Below are 19,392 nucleotides of genomic sequence, written 5' to 3' on the forward strand. Positions count from 1 at the left end.
CGCCCGACTTTGTCACTTTGTTTGCAAAGCTGGGCGCTAATGTCGATAGGGGGCGAATATCTCTAGTAACCAATCGATGAATGCTTGCGCCTTAGCTGGAAGGCGCTGCGCTTGCGGCGACAGTACATAATAGCTGTAGGGACTGGTAAAGTGATTATCAAATGGGATCACTAAGCTGCCATCGCTGAGTTGCTGTTCGATAAAAAAGCGCGGGATCAGAGCGATGCCCATACCGCTGACTGCCGCCTGGCTAAGCATATAAAAATGCTCCATACCAAACTTCTTATCATTATTAAGCGTAACCCCCACCTGTTTTGACCAAAGCGGCCACAATTCTGGTCGTGTTGTGTGCTTAAGTAGCGTCAATGAATTGATGTCATTGAGGCTGTGCAATGTGGTTGCGAGTTGCGGACTACAGACTAGACAGAGATCTTCATCCATAAGCTTGACGTACTGACAGCCTTGGGGCGCGCTAGTGACACTGCGAATAGCGATATCGTAGCGATGCTGATTGAAATCGACATTAAAATCACCGATAGACAAGTCCACGTACAAATGCGGGTAGCGTTGTTTAAATTCTTCCATTCGGGGGATAAGCCAGTTGATGGTAAGACTAGGTAACACATTTATTGACAGCGATTGATTGTCAGTTCCAGCGGTGCGAATGTCAGTCGTGGCACGGCTTATTGTCGCCAAAGCAGCTTGAATCTGTAATAAGTAGCGTTGACCAGCCGTGGTAAGGCTCACCTGTCGGTGTTGGCGAGTAAAAAGCGCACAGCCTAAATCATTTTCTAACTGTTTTATCTGCTTACTAATTGCACCATGGGTGAGAAATAACTCCTTGGCAGCCAAACTAAAACTCTGATGCCGAGCAGCAGCTTCAAATACCCGTAGAGTGGTCATTGGCGGTAAGGTGTAAGACACAGTTTTTCCTGTATGGTGACATAATTAGTGTGAGAATATCTCACACAAGTGGATAATAACTCCTTTGAAATTGGCAAGCAAACCGCGTCTAATAGCAAGCTGTTATATTGTCATCGTTTACGGATCACTAAATGGCCATCGAGCTCTCATACCAATTAATCGCACTACTGTTCTTTGTGGCCATTTTAGCCGGCTTTATTGATGCTATTGCTGGCGGAGGAGGATTGTTAACGATTCCGGCATTGATGTGGGCAGGCTTACCCCCCACAGCAGCGTTAGCGACTAACAAATTGCAGGCTTGTGGCGGCAGTTTTTTCGCCAGTTTATATTTCGTGCGCAAAGGGATGGTTAAATTATCGCAGATGAAATTGGCCATTGCGTGCGCTTTTATCGGTTCGGCGTTGGGGACCGTGGCAGTGCAGATGGTAGATACCTCGGTGTTAGAGTTATTACTGCCATTTCTCATTTTGGCTATCGGCGGCTATTTTCTATTTTCAAAGAAAATTAGTGAGCAAGATCGACATCAAGTATTAACGCCGAGTATGTTCGGTTTCACTGCAGCCCTTGGTGTTGGTTTCTATGATGGTTTCTTTGGCCCAGGTACCGGCAGTTTCTTTGCTTTAGCTTTTGTTTCGTTAGCCGGATATGGCTTGGCTAAGGCCACGGCACATGCAAAAGTACTCAATTTTTCTACGAATATTGCATCGCTCATTTTCTTTGCTATCGGCGGGAAAGTGTTTTGGTTGCTCGGATTTATCATGCTGATAGGTCAGGCTATTGGGGCTACATTAGGCTCTAGACTGGTGATCACCAAGGGCACTAAAATCATTAAACCATTGGTGGTAACCATGTCCATCGCGATGAGTATTAAGCTGCTATCTAGTCAGTATGATCTGTTTGGGTGGATTTAAGGCTGGTGCCTTGCTCTGACGAGCAAGGCATTGCTGCAGATAGACTCGTTAAAAGTTGTAGTCGAGCTTTATCCACGCGGTTCGCCCCGGCTCGTTAACTTGGAACAGGGGTTCACTGCCGGGAATATCGTTGCCAGCACCAGAGCGACTGATGTGTTCGGCATAGGTAATGTCAAATAGGTTCTCAACCCCAAAACTGATAAGAATATCATCGTGCTTCCAAGCACCATTGATGGCCAAGGTACCAAAGCCGCTACTTTCCGCTAAATCTTGCCCAGAGATGTTGCCCTGTCCAATTGCCACCCTATTTTGTGCGGCGACCATGCGCCACAATAACCCCGCAGTCCAGTTTCCGCGCTCATAGTTAAGTGCGATTCGTCCTTCTAGGGGAGATATTTGTCCTAATGGGGTGTTGTCCGTGTCATTGTCACCATGACTGTAGTTGACCGAACTTATGGTCGACCAATGTTCATTAAACTCATAGGTTAAACTCAATTCCGCTCCCCAAATCGTGGCGTCAACGTTGTAGGCGGAGGTTTTGTCTGTGTTGGCGTCTATTAAAATGTAATCTTTAACTTTGCCATAGTAGAACGAAGATGATATCTCGACTTCAGCCTGATAAATCCAGCCAACGTCTAATTGGGTGGTTTTTTCCGGTGCTAAGTCAAAGGATTTCTGTGCCGGGTCATCGATATCTGCTTTCATTAACTCCCAGTAATCAGGAATGCGGGTGGCGTGGCCGCCACCGATATAGTACTGGCTATTGCCAACTATGTATTCATACCGAATAAAACCACTGACTAAATCATCTTCTCGCAGTCCTTGTTGGGCGACAAATAGTTCCGTTTGCCATTGATCAAGCCGCGCTCCAGCGAGCACTTTTCCTTGACCAATTTGGTAACTTGACTCGACAAATACGCCTATGTTTTTGTGGCGCATATTATCGTTGAATGGTTTGTTTAGAAGGTCGTCAAGGCCATTATCTATTGCCGGGTTGATGCTGCGGCCTTCATGTAAACTGTCCACGTAATCGACACCTAGCGTGGTTTGCCAGTTGTCTGTTGAGGCCAGTTCGAGCCATAAGTGGCCACCGAAAGTGGTGCGACGGACATTGGTGCCAGCGTTATTGCCCTGGTCAAACTGGTCCATAATATGATCGTTTTCGTTGCTATATAGTTGTAGCTCTACATGCTCGAACCAGTGACCATCCAAATCAATTTGCGTCAATAAACTTAGGTTTTCATTGCTGATCTCTCGGGCTTTATTGGCGCGGTCGGCGTATTCAGCCTCGCCACTAGAGCGGCCGTACGCTAGCTCGATCACGGTATCGTCATCGGGCGTCCAACCTAGGGCAAAGTTGTAGTTGTTGCGATCATAACTTGACTGAATGGTATTGCCGTCACCATCTTGGTAGTGATCACTTTTTGATTGATTGATGTCCATATCGATATAGTGCGTGTCGGTACCCGCTTTTAGTTCAACCAGATAATCTTGGCGACCAAAGCTGCCACCGGTAACACTGGCTCGTCCTTCCATATCTTTTTCGCTAAAGCTATGACGATCTTTTTCAAACAGCACGGTACCTGCTGAACCGACCGGGCCATATTTTACCGTTTGGGGTCCTTTAATTACGGTGATGTTGTCATAGGATTCAGGGTAAATATAAGCCGTAGGTGGATCCATTCTACCGCCACAGGTGCCGGCCACATGTTGACCATCATCAACGATACTGACCCGTGAACCGCCCATTCCACGCAGGGTTGGATCGCCACCGGCGCCGCCTTTTCTGCCTACGCTAAAACCTGGTATCGTTTTCAAAAAGCCTGCACCGTCATAGGCCGGTAAAGGTAGTCTCGGCTTTTTAGGATCGCTACTGACTTTGGTTGGTTCTCGCATCACCTCACCCGTCACAACTATATAGTCATCACACACTTTGTCATCGCAATGTGCCGGACCGTCGGCATAAGCGCCAGTCAGTGGCAGGGCAGCGGCGATCGCTATCGCCAAGTAGTTCACTTTACAGCTCATGTGAATGGCCTTTTTTATTATCGGTTGTTGATGCCTTTGTCGCAGATTGACCCGCAGCGAACAATCTAAATGGTGCAAGCTGCGACACTGTGTCACACCCAGAAGTGATCTGATTCACATAATTGATTTTATTACGCTTTACTTAAAAAGTATCGGTGAGTGAAACGTTAGGTTTGAGACAGTAAACACTTCGTGTTACCGTTGGCCAATCTATTCGATAAATCAGCGCTTATGGCAGCGCGACAACCCCTAGGTCAGCGTTCACGGTCAATGGAGCATGAGGTGGAGTTAGCAGGACTATTAGTTGCGGGAATTAGTGCGTTAGGGACTTTAGTTCAAGCTTACTATGCCGCTAAAAGCAATGACAAACAGGTACCGCAGAAGGCGATTCGCAGTGCCAATAAACGCGCTAAAGCACCATTGAAAATTGGTACGAAAACCGTTGATGCAGTGATAGACGATCAATTATTACTGCAGCTATGCAAAGATATCGAATCTCATCATGCACAGCTTGTGGCTGCCTTTCGTCAACCGGGCTTAAGCGATGCGGAAAAATCCCAACAAGTGGAACAGGCGAGACAACAAATTTGTCAGGTTTTGCTAGAAATAAAAAGGTTTAACCAGCAAGTTCTACCGACCAAGCGATTACAAAATTTGTGGTTGTCTAATGGCTGCAAAGAATCAACACCGTAAGCTAGGTCAGCAAGTTTAATCAAACGATGAGAATTCATGAAATTTATCCATACCTCTGATTGGCATATTGGTCGTCAGTTACACAATCAAAGTCTGCTTGAAGATCAACGCTATATTCTGGCGCAGATAGTCGATTTGGCTCGCAGCCATCAAGTTGACGCTGTGATCATCGCCGGTGATATCTATGACCGCTCAGTGCCACCAGCCAGTGCCGTCGCCCTGCTCGATGAAGTGGTCAATCAATTGGTCAATGAGTTAGCGATAAAGGTGATCATGATAGCGGGTAACCATGACGGCCATGAACGCTTGGGTTTCGCAGCTCGGCAGTTGCAAGAGGCTGGCCTCTATATTCAAGGGCCGCTAAGTGCGCAAATAGACCCTATTGTGCTGCATAGTGAAAGCGGCGATGCGGTGTTTTACCCGCTACCGTATGCCGAGCCTGCCACAGTGCGTCATCTCTATGATTGTGACGTGAATAGTCATGAACAAGCCATGGCCAAACTGCTCGAGGGCGTCAGCAACCATGATAGCCAAGGGCTACCCAAAGTGGTGATAGCACATTGTTTTTTAGATGGGGGCAGCGAGTCAGAATCTGAACGTCCTCTGAGCATAGGCGGGGCAGATAAAATCTCACCTAGCCTATTTACAAACTTTGACTATACCGCGTTAGGTCATCTGCATGGGCCACAATACAAAGGCCAGGCCAATGTTCGATATTCGGGCTCTATCTTGAAATACTCTTTTAGTGAACAAAAGCAAAATAAGTCAGTCACTTTGGTTGAGTTGACGCCTGCTAATGTGCCGCATATTGAGTTGTTGCCGCTGCAGGCTAAGCGAGATGTGCGCATTATTGAAGGGGCATTAGAGGAGCTGTTGACTAAGGGGCTTAACGATCCATTGCGTGACGACTATATTATGGTGCGCCTGAGTGACAAGCAGGCAATACTCGATGCGATGGGCAAGCTGCGCAGTGTTTATCCCAATGTGCTGCATCTAGAACGAACCGGTTTAATGGCGAGCAGTGATAGCCTGGCAGTGCGGGCCGACCATATTAAAAAAGGTGAGTTAGATATGTTCAGTGATTTCTTTGAACAGGTTTCTGGCGTTGCCTTAACGCGCTCACAACAAGCGTTAATGGTAGAAACCATAGATGCGTTGCATAAGTCAGAGGACAACCAATGAGACCACAAGTATTAACTATGGTGGCGTTTGGTCCTTTTGCGACTAAGCAAGTCATCGACTTTACGTCATTGGGAGAAAACCCGCTATTTCTGATCAACGGCCCTACCGGGGCAGGCAAAACAACCATCCTTGATGCAATTTGTTTTGCTCTATATGGCAAAACAACTGGCGATGAGCGTGAAGGCAGCCAAATGCGCTGTGATCTAGCGGCTGAAGATCTGCTTACTGAGGTGAGTTTTCAATTTCAATTGGGGACCGATGGATATTTAATTCGGCGGGTACCAGAGCAGCAGCGCCTGAAAAAGAGTGGCGATGGTCATACAGTGCAAAAGAGTGAAGCACAGCTATATCGTATTGAAGCTGATGGTGAACACACGCCCTTGGTAGCGACCAAAGTGTCGGAGGCGACAGCGGAAATTGAATTGCTAACCGGGTTAGATGTAGATCAATTTCGCCAAGTGATGGTGCTGCCACAGGGCAAGTTTCGTGAATTATTAATGGCTGATTCTAAAGCGCGTGAGAAGATTTTTAGCCAGCTGTTTCAAACTCATATCTATCGCAAAATAGAAGATAAACTCAAGTTTCAAGCCGCCAATATCAGAAACGCGGTGCGTGAACACCGTAATAAACGTGATGGTATGCTGCTCAATATTGAAGTCAGCTCCGATGACGCGTTACGCGACGAAATTAGCGGCCTAGAGCCGCGCCTGACTCAGGCAAAAGTCGACAATGAACAAGCTAAATCGTCACTGATTTCTGCCAGTAAACAACTTGAAAGCGCCAAAGTACTGATCAATGATTTTAATGAACTGGGCAAACTAGAGCAGGCCCAAGCACAGTTTCAGAGTAATGAGCCACTATTGTTGCAGCGCCAACAGCAACTAGATAATGGCCATAAAGCACAACAACTCAAACCACTACTTGATGGCAGCGCCGCACGTGATGTCGAGCTTAAGCAAGCTCAAACATTAATGGCAACTGCGCAGCAGGCTAAACAGCAAAGTGAGCAAGCCCTAATTGAGGCTAAAGAGCACTTTGATGCGCTGCCCGAACAAGAACAGCAATTGCAGCAACTGCAGCAACAACTGCAGCAGCTAAGCCAGTTAGTGCCGCAGCTCAGCGGGTTAGATGAACTGTATCAAGCGGCCAAGCAAGCGAGCAGCGCTTTACAGCAAGCTAAACTCAGTGGCAGCAAATCGCGCGAGCAATTTGATGAGTTACAACAGCAAATTGAGCAGCTTAAGTTACAAATACCGGCACTAGAGGACCTTGCTGCTGAGCAAGTGAGTGCCGGTCAGGCTGTCAGTCACCTTAGTGAGATGATTGAGCGTTATCAAGGGTGGTTGCAAGCAAAGTCATCGGTACAAAAAACAGAGCAGCAGTTAGCACAGGCAAAACAGCACGGGCAATTGCTGCGTGATAAGTTTAGCCAAGCCCAGCTTACTCATCGCCAATTGCAGTTAGTGTGGCATCAAGGCCAGGCTGCCAGTTTAGCCATGCAACTCAATGAGGGTCAGCCTTGTCCGGTTTGCGGAAGTGAGCAACATCCGAATTTGGCAACCAGTGATGAGCGTTTGCCCAGTGAGGAGGAGCTCACCCAAGCGCAACAAGCAGAAGAGAACGCAAACTCTTCGCTTAATCAAGCGCGATCGGAATACGCGGCGCTGCAAACGCGATTACAAGAGCAACAGAAATTAGCTGATGAATTGCAAAATAAGTTGGCGCAGTACAGTGAACAGTCTGTTGATGAACTACAGCAGCAATTATTACTCAAGCAGCAACTACTCGCCAAAGCCAATCAAGGGGCTGAGCAGCTTAGTCAACTGCGATCACAAATTAATGAACGAGAAGCCAGTGCACAGCAACAACGCAATGCATTGGACTTAGAACGCGAGCGATTTCAGGAATTACAGCAGCAAGTTTCTAGTTTGCAGGGCAAAGTTGAGCAAGCAGAAAATCATATTCCGGCTGACTACCGCAGTCTTGATGCTCTGCAAGCAGCCATAAAACAATTCACGACTGACGTTGAGCAGCGCCAGCAAACGATTAATGCGACTCGACACTCATATAGCCATGCCCGTGAGCTTGATGCATCACATAGCGCATCGGTCACTGCGGCCCAGCAAAGCCAGTCACAGTGTATCGAGTTACAACAGCAGGCACTCAATGAGCTTAATACCGCGCTGGCTGAACAAGGTTTTGATAGTCAACAAGCATTGCAACAGGCGTTATTACCGGCTGATGTGCTGCAACAAATAGCCACAGAAATCGCGAATGAGCAACAGCAGCGAATTGAGAACCAAGCCCGTCTGTCACAGCTTAACGAAAAATTGGCGCAGCAAGTTACGCCCAATTTGACTGAGGTGGAACAGCAGGTCCAGCAGGCTCAACTTGCGCAGCAAACTGCTGAAACCGCATGGCAGGCACTGCAAGGGCGGATGACGCAGCTTGTGCAGACCCAAAAGCAGCTAGAGCAAGCCGATGCTGCGGCTAAACAGCTAGAGGATGAATACGCCGTAGTGGGTACCTTAGCCGATGTTGCCAATGGTCAAACGGGGAATAAAATCAGTTTGCAACGCTTCGTGCTGAGCGTTTTGCTAGACGATGTGTTGTTAGCCGCGAGTGAGCGACTACAGTTGATGAGCAAAGGCCGCTACCGACTATTGCGTAAAGAGGACAGAGCGAAGGGCAACAAAGCCTCAGGGTTGGAGTTAGAAGTAGAAGATGCCTATACCGCAAAAGTTCGCCCAGTAGCGACTCTCAGTGGTGGTGAGAGCTTTATGGCGGCGCTGTCTATGGCGCTTGGACTTTCGGATGTGGTGCAGGCATACGCAGGCGGTATTAAACTTGATACGCTGTTTATTGATGAGGGTTTTGGCAGCCTAGACCAAGACTCACTGGAGCTGGCCATCCGCACCTTGATAGATTTACAGTCAGCGGGTCGTATGGTGGGCGTTATTTCCCATGTTTCAGAAATGAAAGAGCAGATAAGTAGCCGCATAGAGATCACCAAATCTGCTAATGGCAGCATAACTCGTGTTTGTCGCGCATAAGCATTGTCACTAGGTTTGATTGTCAACTGACAAGTTGGGCGTAGAGCGCGCCGTAGACCGACTAATATTTGAATTCTAGCCCGCAGTTTTTGCGGGCTTTTTATTGGTTGGCGAAGACTCAAATGAGGTCGCTTATTGTCAATAGCCACTATCTTTACGAATATTTATGCAGGTTTTGTTGCATGGATCATTTTGTATCTGCAGCAATCTTTGATATAAAAGGACGTTTAGTTCCGTCTAGCACGGAATTCTGGCTTTATTGATAATAACGATGATGAGAGTTGAGGCGCAGGTTGTTAGCAAGTAAATTTTCTTTTTTTAAAATGTCGCCAAATCGTTTACAGGCATTGCCCAGCCCCCATAAAAAAATCCTCATGGGTGCCGTATTAATGATAGGCGCGGCTATATTGTGGCCGAATCAACGAGAGTATCTCCCAACCCGCATACCGGTTGAGCTTGATATTGATAATATCATTGCCCAAATCGCCCCTAGCGAACAGACCGAAACCTTGGTCAAACAAGCAGACTTCGTTAAAACAATTGCCAAAGGCGATACGCTCAGTGGTTTGTTTGAACAGGCTGGTGTTGATCAGCAGACCATGTACCGTGTTTTAGAAGCTGATTTGAATGTCTTGGCACTTGATACCTTGATGCCCGGAAATAAAATGCAGTTTTGGCTTGATGACCAAGGCAAGCTGCAGCAATTAGAGTTATATTTTAACGCCGCACGTCAGGTCGTGTTTAGCCGTTATGATGACGGTGAGTTTAAAGTTGATGAAATCAATATTGAGGGGATATGGCGCAATCGCAGTGTGATTGGCGATATCCAAGGTTCGTTCTATTTATCAGCCCAACGTATGGGTCTGAACGCCGGCGAGATCCAGCGAATTGAATCACTACTGAAAGAAAAATTGAATTTTGCCCGCGATTTACGTGCGGGTGACAAATTTTCTGTTTTGATTAATGATCAGTTTATCGACGGTGCCGCAACCGGTAACAGTGATATTTTGGGTGTCCACATTCAACGGGGACGCAGCAGTATCAATGCTTACCAAAATAGTGATGGTAACTTTTACGATGACCAAGGTCGCAGCCTAGCGCGGGCATTTCAGCGTATTCCGTTGCAGAAAAACTATCGCATAAGTTCACGCTTTAATCGCCATCGCCATCACCCAGTGACGGGCCGCGTGTCACCCCACAACGGTACTGACTTTGCTACACCCATAGGCACTAAGATTGTCGCACCAGGTGACGGCATTGTGTCTTTGGTGACCGAACATCGCTTTGCTGGTAAGTATGTGGTGATTGATCATGGTAAAAAGTATCGTACCCGCTATCTACATTTATCTAAACCATTGGTGCACAAAGGTCAGCGAGTGAGTCGCGGCCAAGTGATCGCGTTGTCGGGTAATACTGGGCGCATTACCGGGCCACATCTACACTATGAGTTCCATGTAAATGGTCGCCCAGTTGATCCGATGAAAGCCAATATCCCCATGGCAAGCCAGTTGACTAAAGCGGAAATGACCGACTTCAAACAACTGGTAAAAGTACGCCAAATGATGATGGGTCAAGATGTATAAATGACATAAATACCAGCGCAAGCTGGTATTTTTTTGTCTCATCCTTAGGATTTTCCGCCACAGAATGCAGCTAAGATACAAAGCGTAGCAAATCACTGTGTTATGTAATGCTTTGAATTTAAAGGAGTCAAAAGTTCAATAACCCGTATTCCTGAATTTGAACGTTCAAATTTGGGAAATAAACCTAAGCTTGAACCCACTTTTTATTTAATCTTGCTAATGTGGTGCCTAGTACAAATAACAAGCTGGCAGCCAATAGCGATTTCCATCCTATTTGATGCCGGTAGCGCCTTACTCAAAGTGACAAAAGGGATTGAGATTTGATGAAACGTAATCGGTTATTTTTATCTATGTTGTTGGTGACGGCGGTTGGTTGCCAGAGCGCCAAGCAAGACGAAGCCGCTAGGGGCAGTGACACGCCACAAACAGCCGCTAGTGTTCATGCAGCGCATAAACAGCAGCGGCTTGCTGAGGTTGAACAAAACGTAGAGCGCTTGCTCGCACAACTGACACTTGATGAAAAAATCTCTTTAACCCATGCCAATGCCAAGTTCTCCATTGCCGCAATTGAGCGCCTCGGGATCCACGAAATGTGGATGTCTGATGGCCCCCACGGCGTAAGACACGAGATTGAACGATATAGCTGGAACTCTGCTAACTGGCAAGATGATCAATCAACCTATCTGCCGCCATTGACGGCTGTCGCGGCCAGTTGGAACCCTGAGATGGCAGCACTGCACGGTAATGTGCTGGGCAGCGAAGCCAGGCAGCGTAACAAAGACGTGATTCTCGGTCCTGGTGTGAACTTGGCAAGGTTGCCACTGTATGGACGTAATTTTGAATACTTAGGTGAAGATCCGTTTTTGGCTGCAAAGCTTGTGGTACCGGCAGTTAAAGCTATTCAGTCAAATGATGTAGCGGCATCAGTTAAGCATTATGCGCTTAATACACAGGAGCTTAACCGAATAGGTGTTGATGCAAAGCCTGATGAAAGAACGCTGCGAGAGGTTTACCTTCCGGCATTTGAAGCAGCAGTTAAAGAGGGTAATACCCATACTATTATGGGAGCATACAATCGTTATTACGGTACCAATGCCAATCAAAGTAAGCACTTGGTGATGGACATTCTTAAGGGTGAGTGGGGTTACAAAGGTGTGTTATTGACCGATTGGAATGTCGATATCAATACTTTTGATGCTGCGATGAACGGCCTTGATATTGAAATGGGTACGGCGGTTGATAGCTTTGACGACTATTTTCTAGCGCAGCCACTTAAAGAGATGATAGAGGCGGGCAAAGTCCCCATGTCAGTGCTTGATGATAAAGTGCGCCGTGTTCTGCGAGTACAACTGTCTATCGGCATGATGGACAAGTATCGCCTGTCGGGTCAGCGTAACATCCAAGCGCACCACGAAGCGGCGCGCACAATCATTAGCGAAGGCATTGTGCTGCTTAAAAATGAGCAACAGCTATTGCCACTTGAACAGGCCAAAATTAACAATGTGTTGGTGTTGGGCCCCAATGCGGATGTCCTGCACAGCCAAGGTGGCGGCTCATCTGAGGTGAAGCCTTTGTACGAGATATCGCCGTTGCAAGGTTTGAAAAACAAGCTCGGCACCGATGTTAATATCACCGTGATGCGGGCACAAAACAGTGCTGGTGTGGCACCAATTGCAACCGACTACATGGCAACGCGTCACTGGACGGGCACGCCACAGTGGGAATTAATTCGCTATCAAGATGACGGTTTCGCTCATATTGAACGTCAAGATGATTGGATTGCTAATTCGACCTACAAAGCAAGTAGTAATAGCCCCGAGTTTATCCGCATGAGCACGGATATTAAACCGCTGGCATCGGGACAGCACACTTTAAAACTAGCCCTAGAAGGCCAGGCGAGTTTGCGTATTAATGGCAAACAAGTGATGAGTCAGCAAGCTGATAAAGCACAAGTATTTGAGCAAGTCATCGAGTTAGACAGTAATCAAACGTACAAATTTGAACTGCAATATGCCGGTAGCGGTCAGGTAACATTGGGTTGGGATGCGCCGGGCGCATTGTTTACGCCAGAAGCGGAATATCTGGCGGCGGCAAAAGCGGCTGACGTGGTGATTTATTACGGTGGTTTATCCCATGCTGACGATCGTGAAGCGATCGATCGTATCGATATGAAGCTACCCAATGGCCAGGATGCGGTGATCAGCAAGCTATTACAAGCTAACCCTAACACTGTGGTGTTCCTCAATGGTGGTTCTGCAGTCGAGATGCCGTGGGCCGATGACGCCAAAGCCATTGTATGGGGCTGGTATGGCGGTATGGAAGCCGGTAATGCCTATGCTGATGTGTTATTTGGTGACGTTAACCCCAGTGGTAAAATGCCAATTACCTTGCCAAAGTCATTGCAAGACACTGCGCCAATTATGCTAGATGACTACAATGCGGTTGATTCGTTATACAAAGAGGGCGTGTTTATTGGTTATCGCTGGTTCGAGCAGCAAAAGATTGCGCCGCTGTTTCCATTCGGCCACGGTCTCTCGTATACCCAATTTGAGTACAGCGACATCAAGTTGTCTTCAGCCAGTATGCAAAGTGGCGACACGTTAACTGTGACCGCTAAAGTCACTAACACTGGGGCGAGAGCCGGCAGCGAAGTGGTGCAGTTGTACCTACATGACATGCAAGCCAGTGTGCCGCGACCAGATAAAGAGCTAAAAGGCTTTAGTAAGATTTATCTTGAGCCGGGGCAGTCGGGGACAGTGACAATGACATTGAATCAGCGCGACTTGTCGTTTTGGGATGTGACTCGCTCTGATTGGCTGGCAGAGCCGGGCAAGTATAATGTCATGCTTGGCGCGTCAGTGGCCGATATACGCTTAAACAAGCAGTTTGATTTCCGCGATTAAGCTTGCAAATAGAAAACCAAAAAAGGGTAGCCTAAGCTGCCCTTTTTTATGCCTTAACAGCAGAGGTTTTAGAGTAATTGCTGTTTTCTGTACTGGCTTGGTGTCTGTCCCAAGCGTTTCTTAAATAGCGTATTGAAGGTGGCTTTACTATTGAAGCCGGACTTATCCATGATATCGATTATCGTGGTGTGCTTCAGGCTTGCATCACTGAGTAAACGCTGACTTTCATTAATTCGATACTGATTGATGAACTCGAAAAAGTTCTGCTCAAAATGACGATTGATAATTTGTGACAGTAGCCGCGGCGAAAGCTGCAACTGTGAGGCGAGATTATCTAAAGTGAGTAGTGGGTTTAAGTAAGGTTTCTCCTGCTGCATATAGTCTTTTATTTGAGTAATGTAGGCCGTATCAGGCTGTTTATCTTGCTTATTCATCACATCGCTAATGCGATGTTGCTGCCGAATACCACTCAGGCCAGTTTGAAAACGTAGGCTGAAAAATATCAACACACTGATCAATACCAAAACCGTATAATTGGAAATAAGCCCAAGCAATTCATAATCAATATGATGGTTAAACTCAAATGAAGAGAACAGCGCCAACGAGACTAGAATTGCATCTGCTCTAATGAATAAGAAGCCGACGACTAATATGGTTAACCATTTAAGATCGACGCTTTCTAAATTGGCAAAATTATCTTTTAATTTAGATTGATAGCGTCTTAATTCGACTAAACACAAAATCGCACAGAATAAACGGAAGCATTCCCGACCAAGGCCTATAAAGCGCTGTGACAAGGCCTCATTACCCGCATAGTTTTGTTGTAGCTGTAACATTTTCTCGCTATCTGAGAGCAAATACCAAGTGTCGAGGTGATAAACAAAATATAGCGCCAGCGGCATCAAAAACCATAAATCTTGGCGTTTGAAGCGAAAATCTCGATAAATCAGCGATCGCACATAAAACAATAACAACACCGACTCGAGCCAGTAGGCGTAACCGAAAATATAAAATAGGTTAGCTGATATACCTAAGGTAAAGCTTCGAAATGCTTCGCCGTAATTAATCAATGTATCGAGTGGGATGGCGGCATAGCTAAATAAAAATAGCGCCAATAACAGATGGCTTAGCTTGTTACCTGCTTTAAATGTGAGCAGGCACAGCCCAAATAATATGCACTGATACAAAGTGATCAATAGCACGAGATCATGGGTGTTAAATAGCACTGTTTTCATAGGCGAAGAAGTTTTTTTTATTGTTATTTGCCGAGCGTATCAGCCTATACTAGCGTGAAAACAGGCACTTGTCAGTGAAGCTTGGCTGCCTTGCTTATTTGGCTAAGGTGATACTAGGGAGACTAATAGGGGTTAGCATCTAAATCCTCAAGCGTCAGCAGTAACCGCAAATCAAACTCAAGCTGGTGATAATCGGCTTCCATATGGCAACAAAGTTGATAAAAAGCTTTGTTGTGATCTTTTTCTTTCAGATGAGCTAACTCATGTACCACCACCATACGCAGTAAAGGCTCTGGCACCCGTTTTAATTTTGAAGATATACGGATCTCATTTTTAGATTTGGTTTTGCCACCATGATTTTTGGCGATATAACTATGCAGGCCCAAGGCTTGCTTTTTTAAGGTGATTTTGTCATCCCACAGGACCTTATTTAAAGGTGACGAGCGCTTTAAATAACGTTGCTTATACGCCATGGTGTAGTCATATAAGGCTTTGTCGCTGCTGAGCTGGTGGACTTCTGGATAACGCTTTTGCAAACTAGAGGCTAACCTATCTTCATTGATAAGTTGTTGTACTTGTTCAATAAGCTGGCTGGGATAACCTTGCAGGTAAGTCAGTGTAGGTGATTGCATTGAAGACCCAATGAAAAAAAGGCGAGCTACGCTCGCCCTTGTTAATTAATCTTCTTTAGTAAAGATCAGTTTATTTTGATAGGCATAAGCCACTTCAAAGGCATTTTTTTGGAAACGTTTAAGGTTCAAGCCTTCAAAATCAACATGTGGTGGATTACGCTTTAACTGCTCTTTCGTTGCCACCGGCGACGCTAATGTCACCGGAATACTGCACAGTTGAATGGCGGTTTCCATCTTAAAGCTGGTGGCACTACCGGCCAGTTTGCCTTTTTGCTCACGCTCAATGACCACAATCTCATCGACTTTATAGTCTTGCATTAGTTTATTGAACGCGAAATGAAACTCACGAATTGACTCTGTTTTCGCTGAGTTCGAAATCGTTAATGACCGTGTTCTGCACTCCGGTACATTAAAGGTTTCACCTTCATAACTTAAAAGACTGATGATGGCTTCGCCACCTTTTAACTCTACGCCACAAACTCTCATGTTGACCCTAATTTAATTGTTACTTGTCGGGTTCAGTGTAACCCGAGATGAACCGAGGCGCAGGTTTCAAACATACGCCATAAAATAATCTTATTGCCAGCGACTAAAACACAGTCGTTGGCCAGTATTCGCTATTCAGGGGTTTCCTGTAATTTTGATTTAGGCTTGCGCAGCATTGGCGCATCACCCACATCAACACCAGTAATAAAGCGCTTATCACGGTTATCTTTGCTCTTGGCTTTAGCGGGTTTATTTGCTGCTGACTTATTGCCGCCTTTGTTTGCCGTTTTTGCTGACTTTTTAGCTTTGTTTGGCTTGTCCTTTAAGCCACTAAACTTGGCGGTTAAACCTTCAATTTCGCTAATGTCGAAGCGCTTTTTAAGAAATATTTGTACCTTCTTAAAGTTATCCCAATCTTTAGGACCTACTAGCGATATTGCATCACCTTTGGCGCCAGCTCGACCAGTACGCCCAATGCGGTGAATATACTCTTCAGCAAATTTTGGCATATCGAAGTTGATGACCAGTGACACGTTTAATAAATCTAAGCCGCGAGAAGCCACATCGGTAGTCACCAAGATTTGTTGTTGGCCACGGCTAAATTGATCCATGATCTGATTGCGTGCAGCTTGCTTCAAGTTGCCACTGAGTGAGCTGGTGTTAAAGCCCTGCTCGGTCAGCTTAGCCGCCAAACGGTCGGTATCATCACGTGTGGCAGTAAAAATGATCACTTGTTTGTGTTCTTGCTGCTTTAACACATGATTGAGCAGCGCTTCTTTATGATCTAAATGGTCTGCCAGGTAAATCTTCTGGGTAATATCTTGGTTTTCAACATGGGACTGGCCCACAGCAACATGTTCAGGCTCTTTAAGCAACTCTGCAGCAATGTCGTTGATTTCACCATGATCTAGGGTGGCAGAAAACATTAAGGTTTGACGACGACGGTGATCGGCTGCGGCATTAATTGCCTTAAGTTGCTCGGCAAAACCGAGATCAAGCATGCGGTCTGCTTCATCTAAAATCAGCAGTTCTAACCCATTAAGGTATAAGTGTTGCTGAGATAAGTGGTCGGCCAATCTGCCCGGGGTCGCGACAACAAAATGTGGGTCTCTCGCTAATCCTTTGGCTTGATCGTTAAAGTTCTCGCCGCCGAGAATCTTCATCGCTTTATACTGCGTATTGGCGACCAATAAACGCAACTGAGCATAGACTTGGTTGGCCAACTCTCGAGTCGGTAACAGGATGAGTACACGGGGATCGCGTTTGCTAAGGGCTTTAGTGCTGATCACGCGCTGCATTGCCGGCAGTAAAAACGCCAAGGTTTTACCTGAACCAGTTTTTGACGATGCCATTAGATCGCGTCCAGATAAACCAACTGGAATCGCTTTTGACTGGATCTCGGTGGGCTGATTGATCCCCATATGCTCAAGGCTAGTCAATAGGCGTTTATCAAGTGAAAATTCGGTAAATTGCAAAGGTGTACTCCAAAGTAAAGTCTGCCAACCACGGCTTTAATCGTGCGCTTTAGCGCTAATTTGATTGGTCCCAATTTGCTCAGCCAGCTAGTCAATAAGCGGGCGACAACGCATCAAGATAGTGATGTCTGTGTGGCGTTTTTATTGGGCAAGTCAGTTATTATACAGCGAGAGTGGCAATTGGGCTATCAACGCAAAGCATTCATTGGGATTATATTTGTGCATTTGCTTAGGTTTTAGCAAAATAATGACCATAAGCAAGGCGACTATTTTTGGTCACTGTGAGTCAATGGATCTCATTGCTCGCCAGAAATTGAGCTTAGCGTAGAGATAAAACGGGTTTTATGCCTGCATTAGGAGAGAGTGAATGGCAACGATTGGTATTGCCCTTGGTAGCGGCGCAGCGAAAGGTTGGGCGCATATTGGGGTGCTCAATGGTTTACAAAAATTGGGTATTGCCCCGGATAAAATTGCGGGTTGCTCAATAGGCGCGCTGGTAGGCGCGGCCTATGCAGAAGACCATTTAGCCGATTTGGAGCAATGGGTGCGCAGTTTTTCGAGTTGGGACGTGCTTGGCCTGCTCGATGTCAGTTGGCGTAAAGGTGGGCTGATTGGTGGTGAAAAAGTATTTGATGTCATGCAGAACAAAATCGGTGACTTAAGTATCGAGCAGATGAAGCGACCTTTTGCTGCCGTGGCCACCGACCTCTACTCTGGGCAAGAGATTTGGTTTCGCGAGGGCGATTTACGCCATGCCGTGCGGGCGTCATGCTCCATGCCGGGCATTTTACCACCGGTTAAAGTGGGTGAACGCTGGTTGGTTGACGGTGCGGTGGTCAACCCTGTTCCGGTGTCTGTGAGTCGAGCGATGGAAGTGGATATTGTCATTGCGGTCGATCTTAATGCGCAGCGTCGAACTCGCATGCAGGCGGTGCCGGTGTCCATGACCAGCAACAAGCCGACCAAGGCGGAATTGGTGCAAGCTGATGAGCATCAAGAGGGTGGGTTTATGGACTTGTTTGCCCGAGGCCGTGATTATATCACTGGATTAACCGATAAGTTCACCTTGTCTAAACATAATGCGCCAGGGATGTTAGCGGTCATGTCGCAATCGATGGATATTCTTGAGCAGCGACATAAACGCGTCAGATTAATGGGCGACCCACCAGATGTAATCATTACCCCAGATGTCAGTGATATTGGCACGATGGAGTTTCATCGCGCCGAAGAGGCAATTTTGGCCGGTGAACGCGCGGTTGAGCAGGTGGCACATTTGCTAGAAATGGCCATAGTGGATAAAAACGCCAGTTAACGTGCAAAAAAACAGCGGTTGGCTTTTCATAGCCCCAATTAGGCACGGTTCATGCTTGATTGGGGCTATACCATTTTAAAAGACAGCTTTTTGACGATGAATACAATTGGATCACTGGCAAATCAATTAACCACTCAGCCCGCTTTGGCTGAACAATATGGCTTAGCAACGCAAAAGCAACAAGCCGTTGATACCAAAGATAAGTTATCGCAAGGTAAGCCTGAACATGAGCAAGTCAGTGCCAATGATGCCAAGGTGTCTTTATCACCTCGAGCACAACGGGCACAGAAGATAGAAGCGATGGCACAAGATTTCTTCGCCAATGGCAGCTTCGATGCACAGCAACTTCCCAAACTGATCCAGCGTCTGCATCAAGATGGTATTTTGTCAGATGGTCAATTGAATCGTTTGTCACAAGCTGGTTTTGATATTCCTACGCCTGAAGCTAATCAAGCAGATTTAAAGCAGTTTATAGAGACGCAACGTAGCCAGTTAGGCGACGATGAGGGCGACCAGATAATGGGTCGATTACTTGACGATGCCCAAAGTGTGCTCAATCAGATGGACCAAGCTGGTAGTAAACAAACCAGCCAAACAGCAGCACGGGTATCCGCTCAATTATCAGTTTTCATCAATGCCGATGTTGATATGAGCGAGCAAGACCGTCAGCAATGGCAAACCATGCGGGGGGTAATGCAGCTAGCCAGTTCAATGGGTGAGAGTCAGCAAGATGTTGGCCAGCTAAAAAGTTACTTGGCTCTCGCGAGATAACCCGCTGTTTATGCCATAGTGATTGAGCGACTTCATCGCCATTGCACTCAACGCCAGTGGCGAGAAAAACCTAATTTCTCTCAGTTATCATCCCTGTTAATCAGCTTATCTGTTTGCTGCAATCGTGATATTGGTGACGATAATACAGGGTAGCCAACTGCTTCGCTTAAAATGTAGTTTTTTATCCACAGTTTTTACCAATGT

Annotated in this window: 14 protein-coding genes; 8 read left to right on the forward strand and 6 right to left on the reverse strand. The window is 46.4% G+C overall.

The window, feature by feature from the left end:
- Nucleotides 1-36 precede the first annotated feature (36 nt).
- Nucleotides 37-903: a LysR substrate-binding domain-containing protein gene (locus FLM48_RS07845; protein WP_372847474.1), complete on the reverse strand. Its 867-nt coding sequence runs from the start codon at nucleotides 901-903 to the stop codon at nucleotides 37-39.
- A gap of 152 nt (nucleotides 904-1,055) precedes the next feature.
- Between FLM48_RS07845 and FLM48_RS07850 the strand changes: the two genes are divergently transcribed.
- Complete coding sequence (locus tag FLM48_RS07850) at nucleotides 1,056-1,835, forward strand: TSUP family transporter (protein ID WP_179024261.1); 780 nt, start codon at nucleotides 1,056-1,058, stop codon at nucleotides 1,833-1,835.
- A 48-nt stretch (nucleotides 1,836-1,883) separates the two neighbouring features.
- Here FLM48_RS07850 and FLM48_RS07855 read toward each other — a convergent pair whose 3' ends face one another.
- Nucleotides 1,884-3,863 carry a TonB-dependent copper receptor gene (locus tag FLM48_RS07855; RefSeq protein WP_179024262.1) on the reverse strand — a complete coding sequence of 660 codons (1,980 nt, stop codon included), beginning with the start codon at nucleotides 3,861-3,863 and terminating at the stop codon, nucleotides 1,884-1,886.
- Between the two features lie 282 nt (nucleotides 3,864-4,145).
- On the opposite strand from FLM48_RS07855, the gene FLM48_RS07860 reads away from it, so the two are divergent.
- The 5 genes from FLM48_RS07860 (at nucleotide 4,146) to FLM48_RS07880 (ending at nucleotide 13,277) form a co-directional block, all read left to right on the forward strand.
- Nucleotides 4,146-4,556 (forward strand): hypothetical protein, encoded by a 411-nt coding sequence (locus FLM48_RS07860; protein ID WP_157577557.1) that lies wholly within the window; start codon nucleotides 4,146-4,148, stop codon nucleotides 4,554-4,556.
- 36 nt (nucleotides 4,557-4,592) lie between these two features.
- Nucleotides 4,593-5,738, forward strand: coding sequence for an exonuclease SbcCD subunit D (locus FLM48_RS07865; RefSeq protein WP_179024263.1), 1,146 nt, complete (start codon nucleotides 4,593-4,595; stop codon nucleotides 5,736-5,738).
- Entirely contained in the window at nucleotides 5,735-8,791 is a 3,057-nt protein-coding gene (locus FLM48_RS07870) for an AAA family ATPase (protein WP_179024264.1), read from the forward strand. The genes FLM48_RS07865 and FLM48_RS07870 overlap by 4 nt, the downstream gene beginning before the upstream one ends.
- Nucleotides 8,792-9,114: 323 nt before the next feature.
- A complete protein-coding gene (locus tag FLM48_RS07875) occupies nucleotides 9,115-10,374 on the forward strand; it encodes a peptidoglycan DD-metalloendopeptidase family protein (RefSeq protein WP_179026310.1) in 1,260 nt (419 codons plus the stop codon).
- A 323-nt stretch (nucleotides 10,375-10,697) separates the two neighbouring features.
- Entirely contained in the window at nucleotides 10,698-13,277 is a 2,580-nt protein-coding gene (locus FLM48_RS07880) for a glycoside hydrolase family 3 C-terminal domain-containing protein (RefSeq protein WP_179024265.1), read from the forward strand.
- Nucleotides 13,278-13,345: 68 nt separating this feature from the next.
- On the opposite strand, the gene FLM48_RS07885 is transcribed toward FLM48_RS07880, so the two are convergent.
- The 4 genes from FLM48_RS07885 to FLM48_RS07900 form a co-directional block, all read right to left on the reverse strand.
- The gene (locus tag FLM48_RS07885; RefSeq protein WP_179024266.1) at nucleotides 13,346-14,512 is read right to left on the reverse strand and encodes an AraC family transcriptional regulator; all 1,167 of its coding nucleotides are present in this window, start codon (nucleotides 14,510-14,512) and stop codon (nucleotides 13,346-13,348) included.
- Nucleotides 14,513-14,634: 122 nt separating this feature from the next.
- Complete coding sequence (locus FLM48_RS07890) at nucleotides 14,635-15,144, reverse strand: M48 family metallopeptidase (protein ID WP_028773541.1); 510 nt, start codon at nucleotides 15,142-15,144, stop codon at nucleotides 14,635-14,637.
- Between the two features lie 45 nt (nucleotides 15,145-15,189).
- Complete coding sequence (locus FLM48_RS07895) at nucleotides 15,190-15,630, reverse strand: DUF3010 family protein (RefSeq protein WP_028773542.1); 441 nt, start codon at nucleotides 15,628-15,630, stop codon at nucleotides 15,190-15,192.
- 131 nt (nucleotides 15,631-15,761) lie between these two features.
- Nucleotides 15,762-17,105 (reverse strand): DEAD/DEAH box helicase, encoded by a 1,344-nt coding sequence (locus tag FLM48_RS07900; protein ID WP_179024267.1) that lies wholly within the window; start codon nucleotides 17,103-17,105, stop codon nucleotides 15,762-15,764.
- Between the two features lie 367 nt (nucleotides 17,106-17,472).
- Between FLM48_RS07900 and rssA the strand changes: the two genes are divergently transcribed.
- The gene (gene rssA, locus FLM48_RS07905) at nucleotides 17,473-18,417 is read left to right on the forward strand and encodes a patatin-like phospholipase RssA (protein ID WP_179024268.1); all 945 of its coding nucleotides are present in this window, start codon (nucleotides 17,473-17,475) and stop codon (nucleotides 18,415-18,417) included.
- Nucleotides 18,418-18,513: 96 nt separating this feature from the next.
- Entirely contained in the window at nucleotides 18,514-19,188 is a 675-nt protein-coding gene (locus FLM48_RS07910) for a hypothetical protein (protein WP_179024269.1), read from the forward strand.
- The last annotated feature ends 204 nt before the right edge of the window (nucleotides 19,189-19,392 follow it).

The organism is Shewanella sp. Scap07, assembly GCF_013394145.1.
GTDB lineage: Bacteria > Pseudomonadota > Gammaproteobacteria > Enterobacterales > Shewanellaceae > Shewanella > Shewanella waksmanii.